Origin of the sequence: Colwellia sp. MB3u-45 (assembly GCF_014077005.1) — a bacterium.
In the GTDB taxonomy this organism is placed as follows: Bacteria; Pseudomonadota; Gammaproteobacteria; order Enterobacterales; family Alteromonadaceae; genus Cognaticolwellia.
The window spans coordinates 1-24,047 of the sequence record NZ_JACGVC010000041.1 but is presented as its reverse complement, the minus strand read 5'-3'; the positions used below and the strand labels follow the sequence as shown (position 1 = coordinate 24,047).

Below are 24,047 nucleotides of genomic sequence, written 5' to 3'. Positions count from 1 at the left end.
AACTGCAGATAAATTAAATCTTATTATCGATTGCTATTCATTATTAGGTAAAGGTCCGACATTTCTCGTAGTTAAATGACCATTGGTAACATAACTTTACATTTAAGTTAAGTTTCATGTGGACTTACCTGTTAAAACCAAGTTTTATTTGTGCCAAAAAGCTGCTAATTTGTCTTAGTTAAATAGTATTTTAATGAAAAAATATAATAAAACACCAACAATTATAAAAGCACAAAAAGGAAGGAAACATGACAGTCTTAAATAATCGTAAACACGTACTTGCTCTCAGTATTACCGCCGCATTATTTGCTTCACAAAGTTATCTTGCCGTTGCGGCAGAAAAAGACAGTGTAGAAAGAATACAAGTTACCGGTTCTCACATTCAGAGAACGGACATGGAAGGACCATCTCCATTAACATCACTCAGTGCTGAAGATATTGCCAATAGTGGTGTGACTGACCTTATTGGCCTTTTTACCAAATTACCTATGGCAGGACAAGGCACTTTTTCAACACAAGGAAACAGCAGTGACAATACCAGCAATGGTGGTTCAAGTGTTTCATTACGTGGTTTGGGTGCTGACTCAACATTAATATTAGTGAACGGCAGACGCGTTTCTGTGTCACCATTTGCTAATAATATTGATACCGCCTTTGTTGATATCAATAATATTCCATTAGCGGCTATTAAACGCGTTGATATTCTAAAAGATGGTGCCTCAGCCACTTATGGCTCTGATGCTGTCGCCGGCGTTATCAATATTATCTTAAGAGATGATGTTGAAGGTGCTGAGATTTCAGCCAAACTTGGTGACACCGCTGATGGCGGTGGTAAAGAAAAAAACCTTAGTATTGTTTGGGGCAGCTCAACAGAAAAAAGCAGCCACACTTTTGCTTTAGATTACTTTGACCGCGAAGAAATTCTTTATGCTGATCGAGATTATTCAAAATCAGCTAACCAAAAAGCTTTAAGACCTAACGACCCGTTCGCCACTGACTTTAGAAGTTCATCAGGGTTCCCAGGCACTATTGCTTTAGCGAGTGACTCAACTAATCGTTTGCCTGATACCTTTGGTAATGATGTTTGTGCTGAAGCAGATATTGTGGGTAATCTTTGTCGTTATGACTACGCGCCAGTAATGACCTCAGTTCCTGCTACTGAACGTGCTAGCTTTATTTATTTAGGTAAGTACGAAATTAATGACAATTTACGTGGCTTTGCTGAATTAAACGGTCAACATTCAAAAACCACTATTCGTGGTGCTGGTAGCCCAAGCTTTAACGAGTTATTTATGGCGGGAGACAACGTTAACCACCCTTTTGCCAACCTACCGACTCATGAGTTTTATCAGCAAGATTTAACCATGCGTCGACGTATGCTCGATATTGGCAATCGTGAAAAACGTGTTACCTCAAATTATTATCGCTCAATTATTGGTCTACAAGGCGAGATTAAAGATTGGAGCTGGGAAGTTGCTTATAACTACATTAAAAGTGAATCGACAGAGCGTGGCGTAAATGGCTTCCCTAATTCTCGTCGTACGCAAGAAGCGATTGACAGTGGTTTATGGAACCCGTTTGAACCCTCAAGTAACAGTCAAGAATCATTAGACTTTATTGAAACTACTACCACACGTATTGGTAAATCAACCAGTAAGTCATTTGATGGTAAAATCAGTGGTTCATTAATGGAAATGGCACATGGCGATCTTGGTTTAGCGGTAGGTGTTGAATACAGAGAAGAGAGCATTAGCGACAACCCTGATGATCAATTCTTGCGTGGTGAAGTTTTCGGTACGGAAGCAACCCAAGCTAACGGTTCTCGTGACAATACCTCTATTTTTGCTGAGTTAGCTATTCCAGTACTTGATAATTTAGAAGTACAGGTGGCGGTACGTCATGAAGATTACAGCGATTTTGGTACCACTACCGATCCCAAAGTAGCCTTTATTTGGCAAACAACTGATTCATTATCACTACGTGGTTCATACGGTACGGCGTTTAGAGCACCGTCATTGCATCAAATTGGTTTAGGCAACACAGATGAATCGCCTAACTTAGTTGATTCGGTACGTTGTGCTGCTGTTGGTAATGTTAATAAAGCTTGTGAGCCACAAGAATATACCGCAGTACTGTCAGGTAATGATGATTTAGGCCCTGAAGAGTCTAAAAGCTATAACTTAGGTTTAATCTATGAACTAGCTGATAACATGGATTTTTCAGTAGATTATTATGATTATGATATCGAAAATGTTATCACGAAAGATACGCAGTTTAAATTTAGTACCTTGGGTAACGATCCCTCTGTAGTTGAGCGTTTACCGTCAAGTGTTGCTGGCGATCCGGGTGAAGTAGTACGTATTTTTGATCAATATGAAAATATTGGTAATATCACCACATCAGGCTTAGACGTTGAAGCTAATTACGGCTTAGAAACTGATATGGGTGATTTCAGATTTACCTATGCGCTAAATTACGTTTTATCTTATGAAGATGCTCGCCCGAATGCTGATGGCTCTATGCGCATTGATACTCAAGAAGGTGACTTTGAACAACCTGAAGTACGTTGGTCATTCAATACGGTTTGGGTACAAGGTGACTGGAACGCAAGTATGGCGGTTAACTATGTTGGCGAATTCAAACAAGATGCTGCAGTAGCTGCTGAAGGTATGAATGATATAGATTCATTGACAACGGTTGACACCACAGTGAATTATATCGGCATTAAAGATACCACTTTAAGTATTGGTGCCACCAACTTGTTTAATGAAGAACCTCCGTTTTCTTATCATGATTTTACGGGCTTCGTCAGTGGTACACACAATAGCCAAGGCCGTTTTGTCTACGTTAAAGCAAGCTACAAATTTTAAATAACACTTAGTATGTAACCATATATAAAAGTATTTAAAATTGTTAAAAAGCTCTTACTTAGGTAAGAGCTTTTTTTATGCAACTTTTAGGCTTTTTTTCGCAAGATTGTTGCTAGGCTATAAAGTAAAATATTTAAAGGATTACAAAGCAAATGAGTATGTTAGCCACAATTTCTTTTATAGGAGAGCATGTAGCGCAGAGTAAGTTTTTTGTAGGTCGCACTTTAGTCCGTCATCCATTAAGCGGGCCATTCATATAACGTTGGGTTATTTTTTGTAGGTCAGACTTTAGTCTGTCAACCGTTAAGCGGGCCATTCATACGATGGGCCAAAAAAATATCAGCAGCAGAATATTTTTGTCGCTAATTTTTTGTACCTATGGCAGCTAAATTGCCTTAAGGCTGAGCAGGTATTAGTTACTAAATTTAGTTTACACTTTTCGCATTTCTTCATTGGGTGGCGTTGTTAGTGTGGCTCCTTGATTTTTAATCATCTGCCGAAAAGCGCCAGGAGTTATGCCATAGCGGCGTTTAAAGTGTCGGTATAAATGGCTTAAATTACTAAAGCCTGTAGCGAATGCTACTGCGGTTATATCTGTGTCTGAGCTTGCAAGTAATTTAGCCACTGCATCGCAGCGCACCTTGAGGAGATATTCAATGACACTGAATCCTGTGTGCTGACGAAATTGACGCGCAAAATGACTTCTCGATATGTTAACTTGATTTGCCACCATTTCCAGCGTGATATCCATGGCATAGTTGTCATGAATCCAATTCTGCGCTTTAGTCATTCGCAGCGATGATTGCGCACTTGTTTTTTGTTCATAACCGGCACTACTCATATGAATAAGCAATAACCGCAAGTATAAATTCTCTTTTAAACTGGCATGCAGTAGCGAGCTGGAATCAGGGGATGCTTCGATTTCATGGGCAATCTTTTGCATTTCCTCAGTGCTGTCATCAGTGTTAACTTGGTTATTGTTTATTAAAAATCCACCTTCAGATAACGTATTTAAAAACAGGCGATTAGTAGGGTTTGACAAAGTATCAAATGACGGTGGATTAATGCAGACAAAGAGTAACTTGGTAGCGTTTTGCTTATCAATAGCAATGGTATGTGGATATTTAGCGGGGATAAAAATAGAGTGTCCAGCTGAAAAGTGATGCACCTCGTCATTAATGCTAATGTTTACACTGCCTTGTAAACAGACAACAAACTCATGCAGGTTATGGTGGTGTTGCTCGATATCATGCTGTAATACAACACTGGAAGCCCAAAGCATAAAATAGTCCAATAGTATAGTTATAGGGTTCAATCCTATGCGACAGCAAGCAATAAAGATACTAAAATAACACATACTTGCACTATTGTGCCCTAAGTTGTGGCCATCAAAAATGGCTTGCCAAGGTAAATACTTAACTCTGGCAATCGAATGGCAATAGCTTAGTTGATATTTTATCTTATTGGAGAAAACTATGGTTGTTGTACATCACTTAAATAATTCTCGGTCTCAACGGGTTCTTTGGGCTTTGGAAGAGCTTGGCGTACCTTATGAAGTAAAACAATATCAACGTGATCTCAAGACTAATCTAGCGCCTGCTAGTCTTAAAAAAATACATCCTTTGGGTAAGTCTCCAGTCATTACCGATGGTGACATTACTGTGGCAGAATCTGGAGCGATTATTGAATATCTTGCTCAAACTTATGGTGAAGGTAACTTCATTCCTGAGACTAAAACTGAAGCACATCGCCAGTATCTATACTGGTTACATTTTGCTGAAGGTACTATGATGCAGCAATTATTGTTGAAACTCATTTTAGAAAAGGCAGTGCAAAGGTCGAAACCATTTTTTGTTAAATACATAGCTAAAGCCATTATGCAAAAAGTCATGGCGGGCTATGTTGGGCCCAATATCACGGCTAATTTAGCGTTAATCGAGCACCATTTAACTGATAATGAATGGTTTGCTGGCGATCAGCTATCAGGCGCTGACATTCAAATGAGTTTTCCTTTAGAAGCATGGGCAGCAAGGAAGACAGTTGACCAAGATTATCCAAAAATTATTGCCTACGTTAAACGTTTTCAGGCTCGAGCAGGGTATCAAAAAGCCTTAAAATCGGGTGGCACCTACGATTATGCCTAGCTTTGGCAGTTTAATAAAAAGCCATCAATAGAAAGTGTTAAACTTAGCGTTATACAGTAGATGATAAAACGGCGTTGTCAGTGCCATGTTAATCGCTGGCTTTGTTTTGGGAGATCAGTTCCTTGAAAACATCGCTTTATTAATCTCAGTCAGTGCCAAGCACGTTTAGATAAATAATTAGCCACTGCCATAAGTGGCGTACTTAATAAATTGATGAGTTGTTAATGTTTCAACTCAATTTTGGGAGAGAAAGCTATGATTGTATTCAAGTTAAATGGGAACAAGGTTTCCTCTGCTGCTGATGTAAACACACCATTATTATGGGTTATCCGTGATGAATTTGGTTTTAAAGGCACAAAGTTTGGTTGTGGTATTGGTCTGTGTGGTGCTTGTACCGTACATATTGACGGTGCACCAGTCAGAACATGCTCTTTTCCATTAATAGCCGCAGAAAATAAAAATATCACCACGATTGAAGGTTTAGAAAACAAACATCCATTACAACAAACATGGATTGATGAACAGGTGCCGCAATGTGGCTACTGCCAGTCGGGACAAATTATGCAAGCCGCTACTTTATTAGCCAGTAATTCGTCACCGAGTGACCAAGAAATTGTCGATCACATGAGCGGAAATTTATGTCGCTGTATGGCTTACGTACGCATTAAAAGTGCGATTAAAAATGCGGCCGGTGTGATGTCAGCCGATGTGCAAACTTTTGATCCTAGCTCTTCAACGCAACAATCATAAAGGCGTATGGCAATGAAAAATATTAAAGATGCAAAAAATAATGTCAGCTTATCTCGACGTCGATTTTTAGTAGGTTCGGTCAGTGGTTCGCTGTTAATGGCTTTTGCCCCCTTAGTTGGCGCAGTAGGCTTAGGTGACAGTCCTCAAGAAACCCTGAAAAATAAATTATTTTCCCCAACGGTTTGGTTTGAAATTAACCCATTAGGTGAAGTGAACATTAATATTGCTAAGGCAGAAATGGGCCAACATATTGGCACTGCACTAGCACGCGTTGTTGCTGATGAACTAGGGGCTGATTGGTCTAAAGTCTCCATCACGCATGTCGACACCGATCCTAAATGGGGTTATATGGTCACGGGTGGTTCATGGTCAGTTTTTCAAACATTTAAGCCCATGTCTCAAGCGGGTGCTGCAGGGCGTATAGCCTTAATAGAAGCGGCAGCGAAAATCTTAAATTGCCCTGCAGAGCAATGTAGCGTAGAAAATGGCGCGGTACTTTATCAAGATCGCTCAATTAGTTTTGGTGACATTGTTGCCAAAGGCCATTTTAATCGTGCCTTTACACCAGAAGAGATTAGCGCTTTACCGTTAAAACCTGCAAGTAAAAGAAGCTTAGTAGGAAAACCGGCCTTAGCGCTTGATATTCCCGCTAAAACTAATGGCTCAGCCGTTTATGGTATTGATATAGAGTTGGCCGGTATGGTCTATGCTCGCCCGATTATTCCACCGACCCGATATGGCAGTAAAGTCACGAATGTTGACGACAGTGCCGCCCAGAAAATCAAAGGTTATTTGGGTTATTATCTCTTGCAAGACCCGAGTGACCACCTTCAAGGTTGGGTTAGTGTCGCGGCTGATAGTTATTATGGCGCAATTCAAGCGGCTGATGCCTTAAAGGTTAGCTATCAAGTGGGTAAAACAGCTAAGGTCAGTGAGCAAGATATTCTCCAAGAAGGAGAGCGTTTAGTTACTGATAAGAGCGAAGGCGGATTGTTTATTGATCAGGGCGATTTCTCAGCGGCAAGCACTAAAGCCGATAAATCGATTGATGCGGTTTATCGCACGCATACCGTTTTACACTTCGCTTTAGAGCCGGTTAACGCCACCGTAGAAGAAAAAGATGGTCTTTGGCATGTTTATACCGGTAATCAATGGCAGTCATTAACCTTGCCAGCGATCGCCAAAGCGCTGCAAGTAACGGATGACAAAGTTGTTATGCATCAGCAATATCTTGGTGGTGGTTTTGGTCGTCGTTTATTCGGCGATTATGCGATACCTGCGGTATTAACCGCTAAAGCAATTGGCAAGCCAGTAAAAATGGTATTTACTCGTGAAGATGACTCTCGATTTGATCAACCCAGATCGCCGTCTGTCGTCTCGTTTCGAGCGGTGTTTGATCAGGAAAATAAATTTACCGGTATGGAGCATGCACTGGCTGCCGGTTGGCCAACCTTAGCCATGGCACCAGGATTTATGCCAGAAAGCTTAGATAAAAAAACGCGTGTTGATATGTTTTCTACCAGTGGTGCCGATCATTGGTACAGCATGGACAATCATCGTGTGCGTGTGGTCAATAATAGCCTAGCACAAGAAACCATACTGCCTGGTTGGTTAAGATCTGTTGGGCAGGGTTGGATTGTTTGGGGATTAGAATCATTTATTGATGAAATTGCCCATCAAAGTAAAACTGATCCGATTGATTTTCGCTTATCCATGCTTGATGGTTTAGGTAAACAAGCCGGTAAAGCACCAGAAAGTGTCGGTGGTGCCAAGCGATTAGCGAATGTACTCAACATTCTTAAGCAAAAAACCAAAGATGTTAAACTCGCTAAGAATGAAGGCATGGGTGTTGCGATAAGTTCGGGCCAAGAACGTACCATGCCGGCTTGGATGGCTTGTGCTGCTCAGGTTCATGTAGAACCTAGCTCAGGAAAAATAACCGTTAAAAAGCTCACCATGATTGTTGATGCTGGTGTTATTGTTCACCCTGATGGTGCATTAGCGCAAGTTCAAGGCTCTATGCTTTGGGGAACAAGTTTAGCCTTACACGAACAAAGCCCGATAGAAAATGGTCAGGTGAGTAATCTCAACTTAAACACCTACTCACCATTACGTATGAGTGACGTACCTGAGCTCGATATTGAATTTGTTGAAAGCGATGAGTTTCCTGTCGGCTTGGGCGAACCTGGCGTAGTATCGATAGCACCGGCGATAGCCAATGCTATTTTTCAAATAACGGGTGTTAGAGTGCGAGATTTACCTATTACCGCCGCAGCAATCAAAAATGCTTAAGCAATAAGTTTTGTCACTTTTAAGTGAGTTATAGTGAGTATATAAAGACTATAACTAACTCGTTTATTAAAGCCCTTAGTTGTCTTCATCGCGACTAAGGGCTTTTTATTTTCAGCTTCCATGCTAAATGTGCCTGCACATTCTAGACTCAATATTTTTATGCTGCATACAATACTTAGCTAAACAGCTAAACTCAGCATATACAATGTAGGCTGTGGATTAGCCGTTGTTGAGCAGAGAAAAAACCGCCTAACTGACAATCGCTCAAAGGTTGTTCATCTTGAAATAATCAAGGCATCGCTGGCAAAGTTTTAGCTTAAGGGTAAGTGTTGACCTGCTACTAAACCTTCACTGTATTCAACACTATGGCCGTTAAACTGTATGAAGCCATAAGAGGAAAATTTTTACCCTAGGTGCTTGTGGATTGAGTACCAATATTGTTTAACCTAGTGGTGGATAAATACTGATTGTCGGTAGCTTTATGGTTGCGTTTATTAAATTTTTTAAGCTAAAATCGGGACTTCAATGTTCTTTTTATTGTTATTATTTTCTGGCGACGTTCATCAAGCGGTAAGTGATATAAATAGCGATAACAGTGCCTGAAGGTGTTTTTCAATGGTTAATTCACCCTAGTGATTTAATGAAAAATTCCTTAAAATATATCAGTTGTTATTATAAGTTATCTTGCTAATAGCAACATATGCTTTTGTTTTTATGTTTAAATAGCCAAAATGGAATCCTATTAGTAACAACTTTGTTACTTGAAGTTAACAGTTCCATATGGAGAAATATTTTTGAAAATATTAATAAGTAATGCAAAAAAATCACTATTACCACTGATTATCGCTAGTTTATTTGCTGGAAATGCTATGGCTAAAGGAAGTGGTGCTGCTAGTGCTTATGCCGTTGAACTTGGCGCCGCAGGTACTTTCACTATTTTAAGTAAATCTGGCATTACCGATGTGAAGACTTCCGCTATTACAGGTGATGTAGGTACTAGTCCAATTACCGGTGCAGCGCTGCTAATTAGCTGCCCTGAAGTAACAGGCACCATTTTCACGGTTGACGCCAATGGCCCACTTTGTGCGATAAATTCAGCATACGATCTCGGTGTTGCCGTGGGTGATATGGAAACTGCCTATAATGACGCTGCAAGACGTCCAGCAGATAGCACAGAACTTGGCGCAGGAGAAATTGGCGGTTTAACGCTGGTACCTGGCGTTTATAAATGGTCTACGAACGTCAATATCAGCACAGATGTTACCTTTAAGGGGTCGTCGAATGATGTTTGGATAATGCAGGTATCAGGTAATTTGAATCAGGCGAATAGCACTAGGGTTACTTTAGCCGGTGGTGCATTAGCCAAGAACATTTTCTGGCAAGTTGCAGGTCAAACTGCACTTGGAACGGATGCCTTTTTTAAAGGTATTGTTCTGAGTAAAACATTGATTTCTTTGAATACACACACCGAAGTCAAAGGCAGACTCTTCTCTGGAACCGCGGTTACATTGCAAAAAAATACCGTTACAGCACCAGTTGAATTTCCTGTAAGGCCATAATTAAAATCAAGGTCTGCTGGCTAGTGTAAAGTATCGACACGCCGAATTCTAAAGAGGCTTAGAGATTAAATTCTCTAAGCCTCTTTTTTATGTCATTGTTCAAAACTGTCAAAATTCATTTATTGCAAAAACTCATTCATTGCAAAAAATAATTTTGTTAATTTCAAGCTAAGTCATGAACGTATAAGTTAACACACTGGAAAATATTTTTTAAAGTGCCTGTACAATCAAAAGCAGCAATAGAATAAGACTAACCCATTGCCAAAACATGACAGGATCACGCTGCATTAACGGCGGCTTAGTTTTTGCTAAAAATAACTTATTCGGCTGTCGTAAGTCATGAACAAACTCTGATAACACAGAGTAGCGTTTTAAGGGATCAATTTTTAAAGCGCGTTCAAGTGTATCGTCAATCCAAAGGGGTAATTCAGTATTATCATTGATCATCGGTTTATAGTTGAGCTTACGTTGCGCTGATACGCTGTTCGCTTGTGCTATTTCACGACCATATGGAAATTTACCTGATAACATTTGATAAGTGATCACGCCCAACGAATAAAGGTCAGATGCCTGTGTACCTAATTGTCCTAAAAAATATTCAGGGGCTGAATAACGAATGGTACCGCGCATAATTTCTTCGGTGTTAGCATCGGTAACACCGGCGATAAAGGTTGAACCAAAGTCTATTATTTTTACCGTCTTAGTATTGTCGATCATGATATTAGCTGGGCGTAAGTCTTGATGTATCATGTCTTGGCGGTGAAAAGCCTGTAAGCCTTTTGCGGTTTGCTCAATAATATTTCTAACTTGTTCTAAGCTTGGTTTTGGATGGTCTATCATCCATTGACTTAACGAAATACCATCAATAAATTCTGTCACTAAATATAAATAATGACGTTTTCTTTTCGGAATGATCGCATTAACAACATGTGGATTGTTAATGCGTTTAGCTATCCATTCTTCTAGCATAAAACGCTCAAGGTATTGCGTGTCGGTTCTTAATTCAGTGGATGGCGTTTTTATCACTAAGGTTTGCTGTGTGTCGTTGTCGCGCGCTAAAAAAACATGGCTTCGGCTACTAATATATATTTCGCGGATAATTTCATAACCATCAAACTGCATTCTTGGTGAAAGTCTTGGCGGCAATGGCAACAAGGTCAGTTGATGCACTTCATCAAGCTGATAGCTGGGCACGTTATCAATACGGACAATTTGAACACTGAGGTTGTCATCACTCCCTAAGGCAAGTGCTTGTGCAATGATGGTATCAGCAGCATTATCTAAGCTCTGGGCATTGTTAATGCTATTGGCGATTTGAGCATTACTTAAAAAATCATAAACGCCGTCAGTGGCAATAATATAGATATCGCCTTGCTCAAGTAGCTGGCTTTGATAATCAATGTCAAATGTTTGGTTAATCCCTAAAGCGCGGGTTAAATAGCTAACATCGGCGGAAACAACTCGGCGGTGATCTTCGGTTAATTGCTCTAATTGTTGACCTGATAAACGATAAATTCGCGTATCACCAGAATGAAAAAGGTGCGCCGTATTTGACTTTAATATCAGCGCAGTGAAGGTGCAGACGTAGCCTTTGTCTTTATCAAAGCGATAAGGGCTATTACGTGTTTGCGAATAAAGCCATGAATTAATCGATTTAATGACTTTTTGTGCAGAATTTTTAACAGACCACGAATCAGAGGTACAGTAGTAATCCTCTAAAAAACTCGATATTGCTGTTTCACTGGCAATTTGGCTGACGTTACTTGAGCTAATACCATCAGCCATGGCAAGTACAATCCCTTTGCTGCTAAGCATGGGTTCTTTAGGAATGATGCTGCCGAGAAAGTCTTGATTGATTTTTTTTCGACCTTTATTGGTCGCGCCGCCAATACTCACAGTTAATGCTTGACTCATTACTTGTTTCCAATGGTATTAAAATTAGCTTAAATCGGTAAAGTTTGAAGCAATAAAAAGACTTAGTAACCTAAATTACGAAGTCTTTTATCTGCATTGATATTATTCCAAGTTGATTAATGACCTGCTCATTTTTAATGGTTACAATGAAAAATACGGCGTTATAAAATTTATAAGTAGCATAACTACAGACTAAATTTTATGGCTTGTATTTAGCCACTTTTCCCCATTAAAAAGTAGAGTACTTATTTAATCAAATTTGTATTAGTTATTTATTCATTGACTTATACAAGCTTATTCTTTGAATAAGCCATTGATAAAGCGTGAGTTAAGCAAGTTTTCTGCTTGGCGATGTTTTAACATGGGTAAAGTATAATGGTAAACCTACTAATAATAAGCCACCGGCAAGGTTACCTAGTACCGTTGGAATTTCGTTCCATACCAAATAATCATAAACAGTAAAGTCACCCCCCATGATCATTGAGAATGGGAATAAGAACATGTTAACAATTGAATGTTCAAAACCCATAAAGAAGAACAACATTACGGGCATCCACATGGCGGCCATTTTAGCACCAGCAGAAGTCGAGATCATCGCACCAACCACACCCATTGATACCATCCAATTACATAACATGCCACGGAAGAATATAGTGATCCAGCCACTTAAGCCATGTTCTTGGTAACCTACGGTTCTTGCTTCACCAATACTTGCTACTTTAGCTGCAATAGCACCGCCGTCAGCCGAATAACCATAGGTTAAAATAAAGGACATTAAAAAGGCTGTGGTCATTGCTCCGCCAAAGTTACCTAGAAAGACCAAGCCCCAGTTACGCATTACACCGCCAAAGGTAACACCAGGACGCTTGTCTAATAAGGCTAATGGTACCAGTGTAAATACACCAGTGAGTAGATCAAACTTCATCAAATAAAGCATGATAAAACCAACAGGGAAAAGACAGGCGCCTAAAATAGGGCTACCTGTTTTAGTTGCCACCGTAATCGCAAATATCGCAGCTAGGCCTAAAATAGCGCCGGCCATAAAAGCACGTATAAGAGTATCTTTGGTAGACATGTAAACTTTCTGTTCACCTGCGTCCACCATCTTGGTTACAAATTCACTGGGTTCTATATAAGCCATTGTTATATCTCTATTTAATAGTAAGGTTAATTCATTTTACTGTTTACCTAACAAAGCAAGTTGAATGCCAGTCATGTAACATATTGATTTTTAATGAATATGAAGTTTTTAACTTGGTTTGTTTGGCTTTATTTGCCAGCGTTGCACAACTTTAATTAGCTTGGCGCACCAAATAAGATCACCATGATTTATAGGGTAAAAATTTACCATTCAAGGTTAAAATGACTCTATCGCCTTTTGGATTTTCTTCTTTTTCTACTTCCATAGAAAAGTCGATAGCACTCATGATGCCGTCACCAAACTTTTCTTGAATAACCTCTTTAAGGGTATCGCCATAGACGCCTACAACTTCGTATATACGATAAATTAATGGATCTTGTGGTACTGACTTATCCCACTCTTTGGTTGGGTAGGCCATTAGGGCTTGCTTTGTTTCTTTAGGTAAGGCTAAAAATTCAATGATTTTATCAGCTTCAACTTCAGGCCAACTGTTCATGCCTAAACAGGCGGAGGTTGTCCAAACGATAGACATACCCACAGCGTCTGCAATATTCTGCCAACTAAGTTCTTTTTCATTTTTGATTGCAAATATTGCTTCAGTTACATCGAGCTTATTCATGTGACTTCCTTAAGATATAAAAATATTATTTGATTAAGTTAGCTGTTTAATCTTGGTGCGTTATTTTCAACACAGTGCAAGCATTTTAAATTACGCGTTGATTTAACCATCAAACGACTAACCTTGTTATCTACTGACATTAACAATTGCGAAAACTATGCCAATAGCTAAAATTTAATTAAACTACTGATTTTTATTGATATTAATTATTTTACTGGTCTGTGCAAGGCAACGGTTTTTCGTGATAAACGATATTTCGTGCTGTTTGTCACGAAATATCGTTGCTTGGCTTAGAAATTGAATGGTGGGGTTAGTTGATAAGTCATCAGGAATTTTTTATGCAAGCGAACTTATTTTTAAATGCACCTAACGCACTGTTATATATTGATCCTTTTAATAATAAAATTTTGCAGTTAAACCACAAAGCTGCAGTATTATTTGCTATCGAAAGCGACGTTGAGTTAGAAAATAATACGTTAACAAAGGTTAGCGTAACGCAGATTTTTACTGGCTGTTTAGATAAGTTAATTCATTTTACTCAACAAATATTAGCGCAGGGCGAAGCGTGGACAAACGATCTGTTTCTCACCATCAATAATGAAAAAATATATTTAGATATTACGGCTAGCGCTTTAGACAACAAGCTTTTGTTTTCTTGTCAAAGTGCCAAAGTGACTTATGCCCGTTACTACCAAGCAACAGCGCAAGCTAAATATAAAGCGGGTATTGTCCATTGGAATGCTAACGAAAGTGTATTTGAAGAAATTGAGCGACAAAATCAATTGTTACTCAGTGCGGTAGGTGATGGCATATATGGCGTAGATGTTGACGGGAATACCACCTTTGTAAATGCAGCGGCCGAGCAAATATTAGGCTGGGGAAAAGCAGAACTTGTCGGGAAAAGTATTCATGACGTGATTCATCACTCGCATGCCAATGGCGAGCATTACCACGCTTACAAATGCCCGATTTATGCTGCTTTTAAAGATGGAGAAGTACACAGTGTTGATGACGAAGTGTTCTGGTCAAAAAGTGGTATGCCAGTGGCGGTAGAATATAAAAGTACCCCAGTAACTGAAAATGGTTTATTAATCGGCGCCGTAGTTATTTTTCGAGACATAACACAAAGAAAGTCTATTCAAGCTAAATTGTTAAACGCTTTAAAAGAGGTAGATACACTAAAAGAGCGCCTTGAAATGGATAATGCGTATTTGCTTGAAGAATTAAATGCAGATTTTAATCATCATCAGATCATTGGTCAGAGTATGCAGGTGCAGCATATGGTTAATCAAATAGAATTAGTGGCAGCTACTAATGCGAATGTCATCATTACTGGTGAATCAGGTACAGGTAAAGAGTTAATTGCTAGAGCGATTCATGAAGTCAGTGAACGAAAAGCCCGGCCATTAATTAGAGTTAATTGCGCGGCAATACCGGCAGACTTATTTGAAAGTGAATTTTTTGGTCATGTAAAAGGCGCTTTTTCAGGCGCAATATCAGACCGAGTTGGACGCTTTGAACTGGCAGATGGCGCGACTATTTTTTTAGATGAAGTCGGTGAAATTCCTTTACAACTGCAAGGGAAATTATTGCGGGTATTACAAGAGCAGCAGTTTGAGCGGGTAGGAGAGTCGAAAACCAGACATGTTGATGTCAGAGTTATTTCAGCCACTAATCAAAAATTAAAGACCTTAGTTCAGCAGAATAAATTTAGAGAAGACTTATATTTTAGGCTCAATGTATTTCCTATTCATTCACCGGCATTACGAGAGCGTAGCGATGATATTCCGCTTTTAGTAACACATTTTATTGATAAAGTGTGTTTAAACTTTAATCGACCTAAACCACAAGTGTCAGTTTCGCAAATGCAGTATTTAACTCGATACCCTTGGCCCGGCAATATTAGAGAACTGGAAAATATTATTGAACGTCAGATAATCTTAGCCAAAAGTAATAAAATAAACTTCGAGTTTTTGGCTAATGAATCGGTATTTAATCATGAATCATTTAACCCTAAAGTTGCTCCGCAGTTGATGAGAGTAGAGGAGCAAAAATCACTTGAAAAAACCAATTTGGCTAATGCGTTAAAACATTGCCAAGGTAAAATTTATGGTGAGAAGGGTGCTGCTCAGGTATTAGGCTTAAAACCGACAACATTGGCGTCAAAGTTAAAAAAATATGGCTTAAATCGTCAGGAATTTACGCCTTAATCAGGTGATAGCTAGTGGCTGTTGGATGTTATAAAAATACTATGGACTAGACAGTTACCACATTTTATTATCTTGACGATTGAGAACAATATTATGATTATTTTGCGTTAAATTAATCCTATGTAGACCTGAGATGATTTACCACCTTGTGGCTGCCAGAGTACTTATAATACTTGCATCATATTATTTAAGGTAGCCAAGCTGGATAAGGCTGCCAACTGCTCAGCCAGGTTGGAATATCACTGGCGGGCATAGGCCTTGCGATGCCGTAACCTTGGGCTTTATTACAACCCAGTTGTAATAAAGCCGTGCCATGCTCAACAGTTTCTACTCCTTCAGCGATCACCTCAAGCTGGAAGGCTTTCGCCAAACTTACCACAGCCAAAACAATGGCTAAGTCATCTGCGTCAGTGAGCATGTCGCGTATAAAAGTCTGGTCTATTTTAATCAGGTTGGCGGGTAGGCGTCTGAGGTAGGTTAGGGAGGAATATCCGGTACCAAAATCATCTAGGGCAAACTGCACACCCAGGCCAATACAAGATTTCATGGTCGCTATAATGTAGTTGATGTCACTAAAGGCACTGGTTTCTAATATCTCTAATTCTAACAAATGAGCTGACACATCAGAGTGTGCCGCTAATAATGTCGCCAAGCGCTCAACAAAATCAGTTTGCTGGAGTTGATAAGCACTAATGTTGACGCTAATCGGTAAAGTAATGCCTATACTTTGCCATTGGCTTATTTGGCTCAGCGCCGTATCGATAACCCATTCACCTATATCGAGACTCATGGTGTGGTTTTCTATTAGCGGTAAAAAATCTAATGGCGGCACTAAACCGCGGACAGGATGTTGCCAGCGGATTAATGCTTCTACGCCTACTACTTCACCGGTAGACATATTCACTTTCGGTTGATAGTACAAAACAAACTCATGTTTATTCAGTGCTGAACTGATATGACTGATGTTTTCCTGTTTGAGATTAACGGCGTTATCGAGGGCGCTATCAAACAAGTGATAACAATTTTTACCCGCCTTTTTCGCCATATACATGGCTTGGTCGGCATGACGGATAAGTATGTCGGCATCGGCATCATCTTGAGGGTAGAGCGTAACACCTATGCTAACTGACACATTTAACACCACATCACCAACAGTGATAGGCTCTGACGCTGCACGTAATAAGCGCTCTAATGCCATTTTGTAATCTTCAGCGTTAACTAAATCACTTAATACGGCAACAAATTCATCACCACCGATACGGGCAAGTGTATCCACCTCACGTAAGGCATCACTCATACGTCCAGAGACGATAATAAGTAGTTCATCCCCGATAGCGTGGCCATAGATATCATTAACCTCTTTAAAGCCATCTAAATCCATAAAGATAACCGCGAGTGAATGATGATGACGCTGGCATTGCAACATGGTTTGATTTAGTCGGTCGGCAAGTAATGCACGGTTAGGTAGCTTAGTTAAAGTATCGTAATGGGCCATCTGCTCTAATTGATATTGATGATATCTTTGCAGCGTAATATCACTAAAGAGGGCAACATAATGGCTGACTTTGCCAACGGCATCTTTTACGGCACTGATGGTGATGCCGGCAACATATTTTTCACCATTTTTGCGACGACTCAATATTTCACCAGCCCACTGGCCAGAAGATTTAATAACTTGCCACAGCGCACTATAAAACTCAGGTGGATGACGGTCTGTTTGAAAGAAAATTGGGGCTTGGCCAACGACCTCCTCACGGGAGTAACCGGTAATGGCAGTAAATTTTTTGTTAACATCAATAACCCTATTTTCCGCATCGGTAATCACAATACCTTCTAGGGCGTGGGTGAATACACTCGCGGCAAGGGTTAGTTCATTGGCGCGTTTATCTATCTCTTGGTTGGCACGTATTAATTGAGCGGTGCGCTTATCTTTTTCTTGATTTTGAAAAGCCAGTTTTTCGTTGGCAATAATGAGTGCTTTTTCGGCTTGTTTACGTTGGCTGATATTTCGAACAAGCGCATTAAACTCAAAACCATCGGCTAGCTTAATAAAAGAAATCGTTAACTCAATAGGAAGATTATGTCCGTCTTGATGTAATGCTTCAACCTCAATTATTTTATTTAGAATAGGCCCTTCACCCGTGGCCATAAAATGCTCCAAGCCCTTTTTATGTGCAGCACGCAATGGTATTGGAATAATCAGGTTTGCCAGTTCCTGTCCTACAGTTTGCTTACTTGTCCAACCAAAGACATCTTGTGCTTGAGCGCTCCAGCCAACAATATCGCCTTTGGCATTCATCTGAATTAATGCATCCTGTGATGTATCCATCATGGCATTGAGACGTTCTGCATCTTGGTTCACTGTATTAATTAGCTGCTTGTATTTTAGTAAATACGGAATGATAATCGCAGGGAGCATTAGTAGCAATATCATCACAGTGACCACTAAGGCTAATGTGTTTGGAGCAACATCATCAATAATTTTATCGGGAGTTTGTGGAATAAACTGCAGCGCTGTCATCGCGCTATAGTGCATAGCAGAGAAAGCTAAGCCCATCACTACCGCACTCACTATGTGCTTTTTAGTTATAAATTTGTATTGGCTTTGGTGAATAGCTTGATACTGTATTTTCAGTGCCACTATGGCCAATACCACAGCAATAAAGCTGGCAAGATAAACTAAACCAGCGTCATGAAACATCAGGGTGTTTGAGCTGATGGTGGCTAGGTTTATATAGTGCATCAGGCTGATAGCTGAAGCCAACAACAAACCAGCGACTAATAGTCGGAAATAGTTAAAGGCTTGCTGTGTTATCAACCACAGAACAATGCTACAAGCACAAATTAAAGGCAGCACAGACAAAATTATTGTGGGTACATCATAGCTAACGGGCATTGTGGGCTTTAACGCTAACATGCTAATAAAACTCATGGCCCAAATGCCTATGGTCATCACGGAAGCCGCGAATAAATTCCAAGCTATTTTTTGACTGCTTTGGCGGGTGGAAGTATTTCGCTCGACCATGCCAAAAGCACTGAATGATGACAAGATAGCAATGAGGATGGATAGACAAACTAATATAGGATCATAAGCTGTAATCAGTGCTTCAACAGTTACAACATTATAGTCGGGATTCATTGCTATCAAGCCTCAAAAACTTAATGAAAATTAGACGTATTGCATTTTAATATAGCCTATCCACACTAAGTTTCAAGCAGCATTGAAAGCTTGACCTCTAGGCTTTTTCTATTATGAACATAGGCATTTTTTCAGTTAACTCTCATCTTGTATTGTCTGTATCAATTAATAATGAGCAGATTTATTGATGACAGCATTAAGCTTAACTTTTTAGTGAGGCTGACTTTTGAGCCGATTATATTAACGTTATGACCAATCTAGTTTTGCTAATTTAGTGTTAGTTTACGTTAAACACTTATACGCTAAAGATCTTGGTTTAGGACTTTTCGGCTAGATCATTCACCACCAAATCGAGTAATTGCATTAGCTGATTTGCTTGCATGCTGTCGATACTATTGAACTTACAGCTTATTTCATTAGGAATGTTTACCGCCTTTATTTTCAAGGCCTGGCCATCTTGCGTTAGCTCAACAAGACGCTTGCGTTTGTCGTGCTGATCTTTAATTATTTCTAACAAGCCTTTGTCAGCCATTTTCTTTAAAATTTGTGTCATCGCACCACCATCAATCACGGTTTTTTCTACTAGCGCTGCTATGGTTATTTTGTCTTGTTCCCACAATGCCATCATAACCACATATTGTGGGTAGGTAATATTAAGCTTCATTAGAGGCTCACGATAAGCTCGAACAATGCTGTTTGATGCCATATATAAACGATGACACAGCTGATTTTTGAGCGTTAATTGTTCAAATGACATAAGTTGCTCCTTGAAGTGATATTTTAAGTGATATTTTAATTTGCACACAAAGTATTTGCAATGAGTATTTGTTTGATATATATTATTTTGCATGCAAACTAAATTATTGTCACTTGGAGTTAACTATGAACGTATTAGAAAATATTGCTTACACAGCAAAAGCAACGGCAACCGGTGGTCGTGAAGGTATAGCAAAATCTGACGATGGCCGTTTAGAGCTTGCATTATCTACGCCTAAAGGTTTAGGTGGTGATGACGGGCAAGGTACAAACCCTGAGCAATTATTTGCTGCAGGCTATGCAGCTTGTTTTATTGGCGCACTTAAATTTGTCGCGGGTGAAGAAAAAACCAGTTTACCAAACGAAACTTATATTAATTCAGAAGTGTCTATTGGTGCTATTGACGGTGGTTTTGGTATCGCGGTTAAGCTAGCAATATCATTAGGCGATATGGATAAAGCACAAGCACAAATCATGGTAGATAAAGCGCATCAAGTATGTCCTTATTCAAATGCGACTCGTGGCAATATTGCAGTGGAACTTTCAATTATTTAATATGCCACATAAGTTGATATAAAAGCGCGCATTGCCAACAGCAAGAGCGTGCTTTTTTGTGCCTGTAATAGAATAGCTTAATCAAGCTATATTTTATTTTAAACTAACCAGCGCTCATGTAGCCGTCTTATGCAAAGAAATGCTGTTATGGGATGTTTAAGTTTAAGCCACCATTTTTATTTGTTGCTTGCTCACCGACAAATATAAGAAATGTTTTGCCAAAGTTGGCGAGCAAAGCAGCCATACTTAGCAGCTTGCTTGGCTGGTTTGCTCAAATTTGAGTAGTCGTCTTGAGATAATATCAATGGCGACATTAAGCAGGGCTGTACAGATGATAAGAATGAGTGCATTACTATAGCGTATTTCGCTGAAATTACTGTCGATATAAAACCCCAAAGTCATAATGCCTAAAATACCAAACACGGCGGTTTCTCGCACTATGATCTCAAAGCGATAAAACATCAAAGCCATCATACTGGGATAGATAGTTGGCATGATGTGGTAGTTAAATTGATTTAGCCTACTGATCTGCATTTCTTGGGGCGCAATAGCGTTACTTTGTTTTACCACCAAGTAAGCGATAACACAGCCATTATGTATCGCTAAAGCAATAATAGCAGGTAACATTGATGGGCCAAGCAGCATTAAAAAGATAAAGGCTAAGATATATTCAGGCACTGAACGACCGATTAATAAGCTGAATCGGCCGAGCCAAGTTAGCGGGGCAGGCCATAGGTGCTTACTTGCCATCATATGGGCGCTTAAGCTAATAAAGTGAGTAGCTGCCAAGGCCAGTAGCGCCAAGGTAATGGTGGCTATTGCACCAGGCACCGCTTGCTCTAAAAAAAGAGCGCTAAACCAAGCGGTGAGTGATGACCATTGTACCTCAGCCAATGTCGCCGCGTTTGCTATGGCGGGAGGTAAAATATCATGGGTTATAAAACGCACCAGTAAGCTGCTATCGATGTGAGGAATATCTATCAGTGTCACACAGGCAATCACCAGATAAACCCCGAGTAACTTAGGTGGGCACCAGTAACGAATGGTGCCAATAAGAGCAATAAATATCATTAATAACGCGGCCCCCTCGCTATAGTTTCCCTGTCTAAAAGCCGTTTCCATGTAAAAACCTAGCGTGGGCATACCGATAAAGCCGAGTACGGCGCTACTGCGCAGGGCACATTCAAAACGGTAGCGCGTGTAGCTCATCAGTTGCGGCATAACTTGGGCGATTTTACCATATGTGAAACGGCTAATCATATCGGCACGGCTATCAATACTTTCTAAAGGGCTATCTGACGATTGATTGATGATATCGTGAAATACGCGGGCAAAAGTGGCGGCAAATGGGATGCTAATGGCCAAAATTCCGGTCAGGGGAGACAGCCCAAAAACTTGTAAAAATAACAGAGCCCAAAAAATCTCATGAATGGCCCGCAAAAAAGCACAGCAGCTAGATATTAACGGGTGTTGGTATATTAGTGCGAGAGGAGCACCCAGTACTAAGCCTAAGCAGACACCGATAATGGCAAAGTTAACGGTTTGCATAATGGCTTGCCATAAGTATTCAGTGGCGAAAAAATCAGGGGTGACTAACCCATTTGCCATACGAGTTAACTCGAGGAAAGGGTCAAAATTAACAATTTCTATATCAGCAAAAGGCAGAATAATCAGTGCAATAAGCCAAATTGATAACGTGACTTTCTGCCAATAACCTAAAGCATACTGGGGGTTTTTCAATGATGGTATTGGTTGCAGCTGCTTGGGTTGCGACATAAAAGCAGCTTACGCGATTGCGCTAGTTTGATAGAGCGCCGTGATTTGCTCTTGGTCGATACTCTGCTGTTGGCTATCGAGTATCAAGCGACCTTTATCTAACGCGATAACACGGTCAAAAGCGCTCATGGCTAAGGCTCTGTCATGAATCACCATAATGACACTGTTGTGCTGCGCTAATACGGTGTTGAGTAGTCTTGATGTCATTAAGGGATCTAGCGCTGAAAAAGGTTCATCGCCGATAAAAATATCTTGTTGTTGATACAAAGCTCTGGCTAAGGCGACTCGTTGTCTTTGCCCACCCGAGAGTTGATCCACTTTTTTTGTTAAGGGTTGGTCTAATTCTAACTGCTGACAAAGTACTGCAATATCGTGTAAATTTTGCTTGAAAGGTCTCATTAAATTGACCAAGTTGAATAACCAGTGGTGTCGAGCTAAAGCACCCATAAATATATTGTGATAAATGCTGAGATTATCCACTAAACCCTGGCGCTGTGAACACAGGGCCGCACGAGTTGTTAATTCTTGATAAATATGGTGTAGCAGACTAGATTTCCCCGCACCAGAGGGACCGATAATCGCAACTTTTTCACCTTCATTGATGGTCAGGCTCAGATCAAAAATTACCTGAGTAGAGCGCTTTTTTTTACCGGTTTTTTTACGGGTATTAGCGCCAGCAGTTTTGTCATAATGAAGGTTTAGGTTGGCAAGGGTGAGCATTAATCGATAAGCCCTATTTGTTTAGCCACGTCTTCCACAGGTTGAAAATCTTTGTTTTGAGCTTTAACAAAAGCAGAACGTGGAAAACTTTTTAACAGCTCAGGACTATTCATATTGAGCAATGCAGCTTGCACTTTGTCAGTAAAGCCGGCGCCAAAATTGGCTTCTACATCAGCGCGTATTGTCCATTGGTAATCAGGGTAGGTGGGGCTCTGCCAAATAACCTTAACTTTATTAGTGTCTATTTTACCGGCGGCGAGGGCACTTTCCCACACTTTATAATTTACCGCACCCACTTGGTAAGTACCTGATTGAACTTGCACAATAGTACGGTTATGGTCGCCCGAAAATCCCACCCGTTTAAAGGCTTGTTGTGGTTTTTGCTTTAAGTGCTGCTCAATATAATATTGCGGCATCAAGCGACCTGAGGTTGAACCTTTTGAGCCAAAGGTAAAGGTTTTGTCGGTGATATCAGGAAAACGCTCACTCAGTGCTAAGCCTGTGCTGTAGTGGGCAATAAAGTAGCTTTTAAAAAACTGATCTTCATAACCTTGTGCAATCGCTTGTGAGCCTGGCACTAATCGTCTGGCTTGTACCCCAGATAAACCACCAAACCAAGCAAGCTGCACCTGATTATTTCTAAAGGCGGTTACCGCGGCTGAGTAAGACTTAACGGGCACATATTTTACCTCAACGCCAAGTTGCTTGGATAAATAGAGGGCAACCTGCTCAAAGCGGGTTCTCAGCTGAGACTCATCTGCATCGGGAATAGCGGTAAAAGTAAAGGTGGCCGCACTCGCGTTGGCACCTACAAAAAGGCTTAGGGTTAAGGCACACAGTGCGAATAATTTGGTCAGTGTTTTCATAATATCTCTGTTAATTAGGGTCTCATTAATATTTTTATGTCATAACGTTGGGCGTGTTAAGTCGCGCATTATCTCTTAAAAATAATAATTAACACACTATTTAGCGATAATAATGCCTGTTAATGATAAGGCGAAGGGTTTCATTACACTTAGATTAAAATAATAAGTACATAATTTGAATAAGTTAAAAAGGGGGGGGGGGGAACTGGAGATATACCCATCATTTTTCTGGCACAAATTCATTAATGAAAGAATTAACACAGACACCCTCCTTTAATTACCCCTCACCCTGGCGATGCTAATTATATGCAACCAATAGGTTACTGTTTAGGCTCTGGTCATAGTAACACTGAATTTGATTATATTGGGTTGGTGTTACTGAGAGTGTTGCTAAAAATATTGGTTTTTATAAGTTCTTATTAATGGTCAATAATCGCTAACTGGCTAGTTATACCATTTTGATTAAATTTTTGATCTAATTGGTTTTATTTTTCATACCTTAATATCAGTAGTTATGATCACACTTGAATCCATTGATTTTAAATCCCTTATAGCAAAAGAAACAATGGGCGAATGCGGGTTCGTTTGATGGCGCTTTCTCATATAAAAGAAGGGGCTAATAATTCACAAACCGCAAGAAACCTTCATATTAGCCGTCGTATTGTTAATGACTGGGTTAAAAGGTTTTATGAACAAGGTCTTGATGGTTTAAAAGAAAAACCTCGCTCTGGACGAC

At 40.0% G+C, this 24,047-nt stretch carries 17 protein-coding genes; 8 read left to right on the top strand and 9 right to left on the bottom strand.

Annotated features, from left to right (window positions below):
* Positions 1-248: 248 nt before the first annotated feature.
* The gene (locus tag H4J41_RS03935) at positions 249-2,870 is read left to right on the top strand and encodes a TonB-dependent siderophore receptor (protein WP_182136004.1); all 2,622 of its coding nucleotides are present in this window, start codon (positions 249-251) and stop codon (positions 2,868-2,870) included.
* Between the two features lie 430 nt (positions 2,871-3,300).
* Here the strand turns inward: H4J41_RS03935 and H4J41_RS03930 are convergent, their stop codons facing one another.
* Positions 3,301-4,152 carry an AraC family transcriptional regulator gene (locus tag H4J41_RS03930; protein ID WP_182136003.1) on the bottom strand — a complete coding sequence of 284 codons (852 nt, stop codon included), beginning with the start codon at positions 4,150-4,152 and terminating at the stop codon, positions 3,301-3,303.
* A gap of 193 nt (positions 4,153-4,345) precedes the next feature.
* Here H4J41_RS03930 and H4J41_RS03925 point away from each other — a divergent pair, with 193 nt between their 5' ends.
* The 4 genes from H4J41_RS03925 to H4J41_RS03910 all read left to right on the top strand — a co-directional run bounded on the left by H4J41_RS03925 (position 4,346) and on the right by H4J41_RS03910 (position 9,615).
* Entirely contained in the window at positions 4,346-5,014 is a 669-nt protein-coding gene (locus H4J41_RS03925) for a glutathione S-transferase family protein (RefSeq protein ID WP_182136002.1), read from the top strand.
* Positions 5,015-5,269: 255 nt separating this feature from the next.
* On the top strand, positions 5,270-5,764 hold the full coding sequence (locus H4J41_RS03920; RefSeq protein ID WP_182136001.1) for a (2Fe-2S)-binding protein: 495 nt from the start codon (positions 5,270-5,272) through the stop codon (positions 5,762-5,764).
* A gap of 6 nt (positions 5,765-5,770) precedes the next feature.
* The gene (locus tag H4J41_RS03915) at positions 5,771-8,056 is read left to right on the top strand and encodes a xanthine dehydrogenase family protein molybdopterin-binding subunit (protein ID WP_182136000.1); all 2,286 of its coding nucleotides are present in this window, start codon (positions 5,771-5,773) and stop codon (positions 8,054-8,056) included.
* Positions 8,057-8,850: 794 nt separating this feature from the next.
* Entirely contained in the window at positions 8,851-9,615 is a 765-nt protein-coding gene (locus tag H4J41_RS03910; RefSeq protein ID WP_259364513.1) for an ice-binding family protein, read from the top strand.
* 210 nt (positions 9,616-9,825) lie between these two features.
* Here H4J41_RS03910 and H4J41_RS03905 read toward each other — a convergent pair whose 3' ends face one another.
* The 3 genes from H4J41_RS03905 to cynS form a co-directional block, all read right to left on the bottom strand.
* The gene (locus H4J41_RS03905; protein ID WP_182135999.1) at positions 9,826-11,529 is read right to left on the bottom strand and encodes a bifunctional protein-serine/threonine kinase/phosphatase; all 1,704 of its coding nucleotides are present in this window, start codon (positions 11,527-11,529) and stop codon (positions 9,826-9,828) included.
* Between the two features lie 328 nt (positions 11,530-11,857).
* On the bottom strand, positions 11,858-12,670 hold the full coding sequence (locus tag H4J41_RS03900) for a formate/nitrite transporter family protein (protein ID WP_182135998.1): 813 nt from the start codon (positions 12,668-12,670) through the stop codon (positions 11,858-11,860).
* Positions 12,671-12,848: 178 nt separating this feature from the next.
* Positions 12,849-13,289 (bottom strand): cyanase, encoded by a 441-nt coding sequence (cynS, locus tag H4J41_RS03895; protein WP_182135997.1) that lies wholly within the window; start codon positions 13,287-13,289, stop codon positions 12,849-12,851.
* Between the two features lie 338 nt (positions 13,290-13,627).
* Between cynS and H4J41_RS03890 the strand changes: the two genes are divergently transcribed.
* The gene (locus H4J41_RS03890; protein ID WP_182135996.1) at positions 13,628-15,499 is read left to right on the top strand and encodes a sigma-54-dependent Fis family transcriptional regulator; all 1,872 of its coding nucleotides are present in this window, start codon (positions 13,628-13,630) and stop codon (positions 15,497-15,499) included.
* Positions 15,500-15,686: 187 nt separating this feature from the next.
* Here the strand turns inward: H4J41_RS03890 and H4J41_RS03885 are convergent, their stop codons facing one another.
* Both H4J41_RS03885 and H4J41_RS03880 read right to left on the bottom strand, forming a co-directional pair.
* The gene (locus H4J41_RS03885) at positions 15,687-18,638 is read right to left on the bottom strand and encodes an EAL domain-containing protein (RefSeq protein ID WP_182135995.1); all 2,952 of its coding nucleotides are present in this window, start codon (positions 18,636-18,638) and stop codon (positions 15,687-15,689) included.
* A 316-nt stretch (positions 18,639-18,954) separates the two neighbouring features.
* Positions 18,955-19,395, bottom strand: coding sequence for a MarR family winged helix-turn-helix transcriptional regulator (locus tag H4J41_RS03880; protein WP_182135994.1), 441 nt, complete (start codon positions 19,393-19,395; stop codon positions 18,955-18,957).
* Positions 19,396-19,520: 125 nt separating this feature from the next.
* Between H4J41_RS03880 and H4J41_RS03875 the strand changes: the two genes are divergently transcribed.
* Positions 19,521-19,949, top strand: a complete 429-nt coding sequence (locus tag H4J41_RS03875) for an organic hydroperoxide resistance protein (RefSeq protein ID WP_182135993.1) — start codon at positions 19,521-19,523, stop codon at positions 19,947-19,949.
* Positions 19,950-20,195: 246 nt separating this feature from the next.
* Here H4J41_RS03875 and H4J41_RS03870 read toward each other — a convergent pair whose 3' ends face one another.
* The 3 genes from H4J41_RS03870 to H4J41_RS03860 are packed head-to-tail and all read right to left on the bottom strand — an operon-like array spanning position 20,196 to position 23,311.
* Positions 20,196-21,725 (bottom strand): ABC transporter permease, encoded by a 1,530-nt coding sequence (locus H4J41_RS03870; RefSeq protein ID WP_182135992.1) that lies wholly within the window; start codon positions 21,723-21,725, stop codon positions 20,196-20,198.
* Positions 21,726-21,734: 9 nt separating this feature from the next.
* Positions 21,735-22,445, bottom strand: a complete 711-nt coding sequence (locus H4J41_RS03865) for an ATP-binding cassette domain-containing protein (RefSeq protein ID WP_182135991.1) — start codon at positions 22,443-22,445, stop codon at positions 21,735-21,737.
* Positions 22,445-23,311, bottom strand: coding sequence for a putative selenate ABC transporter substrate-binding protein (locus tag H4J41_RS03860; protein ID WP_182135990.1), 867 nt, complete (start codon positions 23,309-23,311; stop codon positions 22,445-22,447). The genes H4J41_RS03865 and H4J41_RS03860 overlap by 1 nt, the downstream gene beginning before the upstream one ends.
* A gap of 573 nt (positions 23,312-23,884) precedes the next feature.
* On the opposite strand from H4J41_RS03860, the gene H4J41_RS17795 reads away from it, so the two are divergent.
* On the top strand, positions 23,885-24,047 hold a 163-nt coding region (locus H4J41_RS17795; RefSeq protein ID WP_182135989.1), incomplete at its 3' end, for a helix-turn-helix domain-containing protein.

Bases quoted from the DNA above. Each gene is read 5' to 3' on its own strand.
- H4J41_RS03935 (WP_182136004.1), top strand. From the start codon at position 249: ATGACAGTCTTAAATAATCGTAAACACGTACTTGCTCTCAGTATTACC.
- H4J41_RS03930 (WP_182136003.1), bottom strand. From the start codon at position 4,152: ATGCTTTGGGCTTCCAGTGTTGTATTACAGCATGATATCGAGCAACAC.
- H4J41_RS03925 (WP_182136002.1), top strand. From the start codon at position 4,346: ATGGTTGTTGTACATCACTTAAATAATTCTCGGTCTCAACGGGTTCTT.
- H4J41_RS03920 (WP_182136001.1), top strand. From the start codon at position 5,270: ATGATTGTATTCAAGTTAAATGGGAACAAGGTTTCCTCTGCTGCTGAT.
- H4J41_RS03915 (WP_182136000.1), top strand. From the start codon at position 5,771: ATGGCAATGAAAAATATTAAAGATGCAAAAAATAATGTCAGCTTATCT.
- H4J41_RS03905 (WP_182135999.1), bottom strand. From the start codon at position 11,529: ATGAGTCAAGCATTAACTGTGAGTATTGGCGGCGCGACCAATAAAGGT.
- H4J41_RS03900 (WP_182135998.1), bottom strand. From the start codon at position 12,670: ATGGCTTATATAGAACCCAGTGAATTTGTAACCAAGATGGTGGACGCA.
- cynS (WP_182135997.1), bottom strand. From the start codon at position 13,289: ATGAATAAGCTCGATGTAACTGAAGCAATATTTGCAATCAAAAATGAA.
- H4J41_RS03890 (WP_182135996.1), top strand. From the start codon at position 13,628: ATGCAAGCGAACTTATTTTTAAATGCACCTAACGCACTGTTATATATT.
- H4J41_RS03885 (WP_182135995.1), bottom strand. From the start codon at position 18,638: ATGAATCCCGACTATAATGTTGTAACTGTTGAAGCACTGATTACAGCT.
- H4J41_RS03880 (WP_182135994.1), bottom strand. From the start codon at position 19,395: ATGTCATTTGAACAATTAACGCTCAAAAATCAGCTGTGTCATCGTTTA.
- H4J41_RS03875 (WP_182135993.1), top strand. From the start codon at position 19,521: ATGAACGTATTAGAAAATATTGCTTACACAGCAAAAGCAACGGCAACC.
- H4J41_RS03870 (WP_182135992.1), bottom strand. From the start codon at position 21,725: ATGTCGCAACCCAAGCAGCTGCAACCAATACCATCATTGAAAAACCCC.
- H4J41_RS03865 (WP_182135991.1), bottom strand. From the start codon at position 22,445: ATGCTCACCCTTGCCAACCTAAACCTTCATTATGACAAAACTGCTGGC.
- H4J41_RS03860 (WP_182135990.1), bottom strand. From the start codon at position 23,311: ATGAAAACACTGACCAAATTATTCGCACTGTGTGCCTTAACCCTAAGC.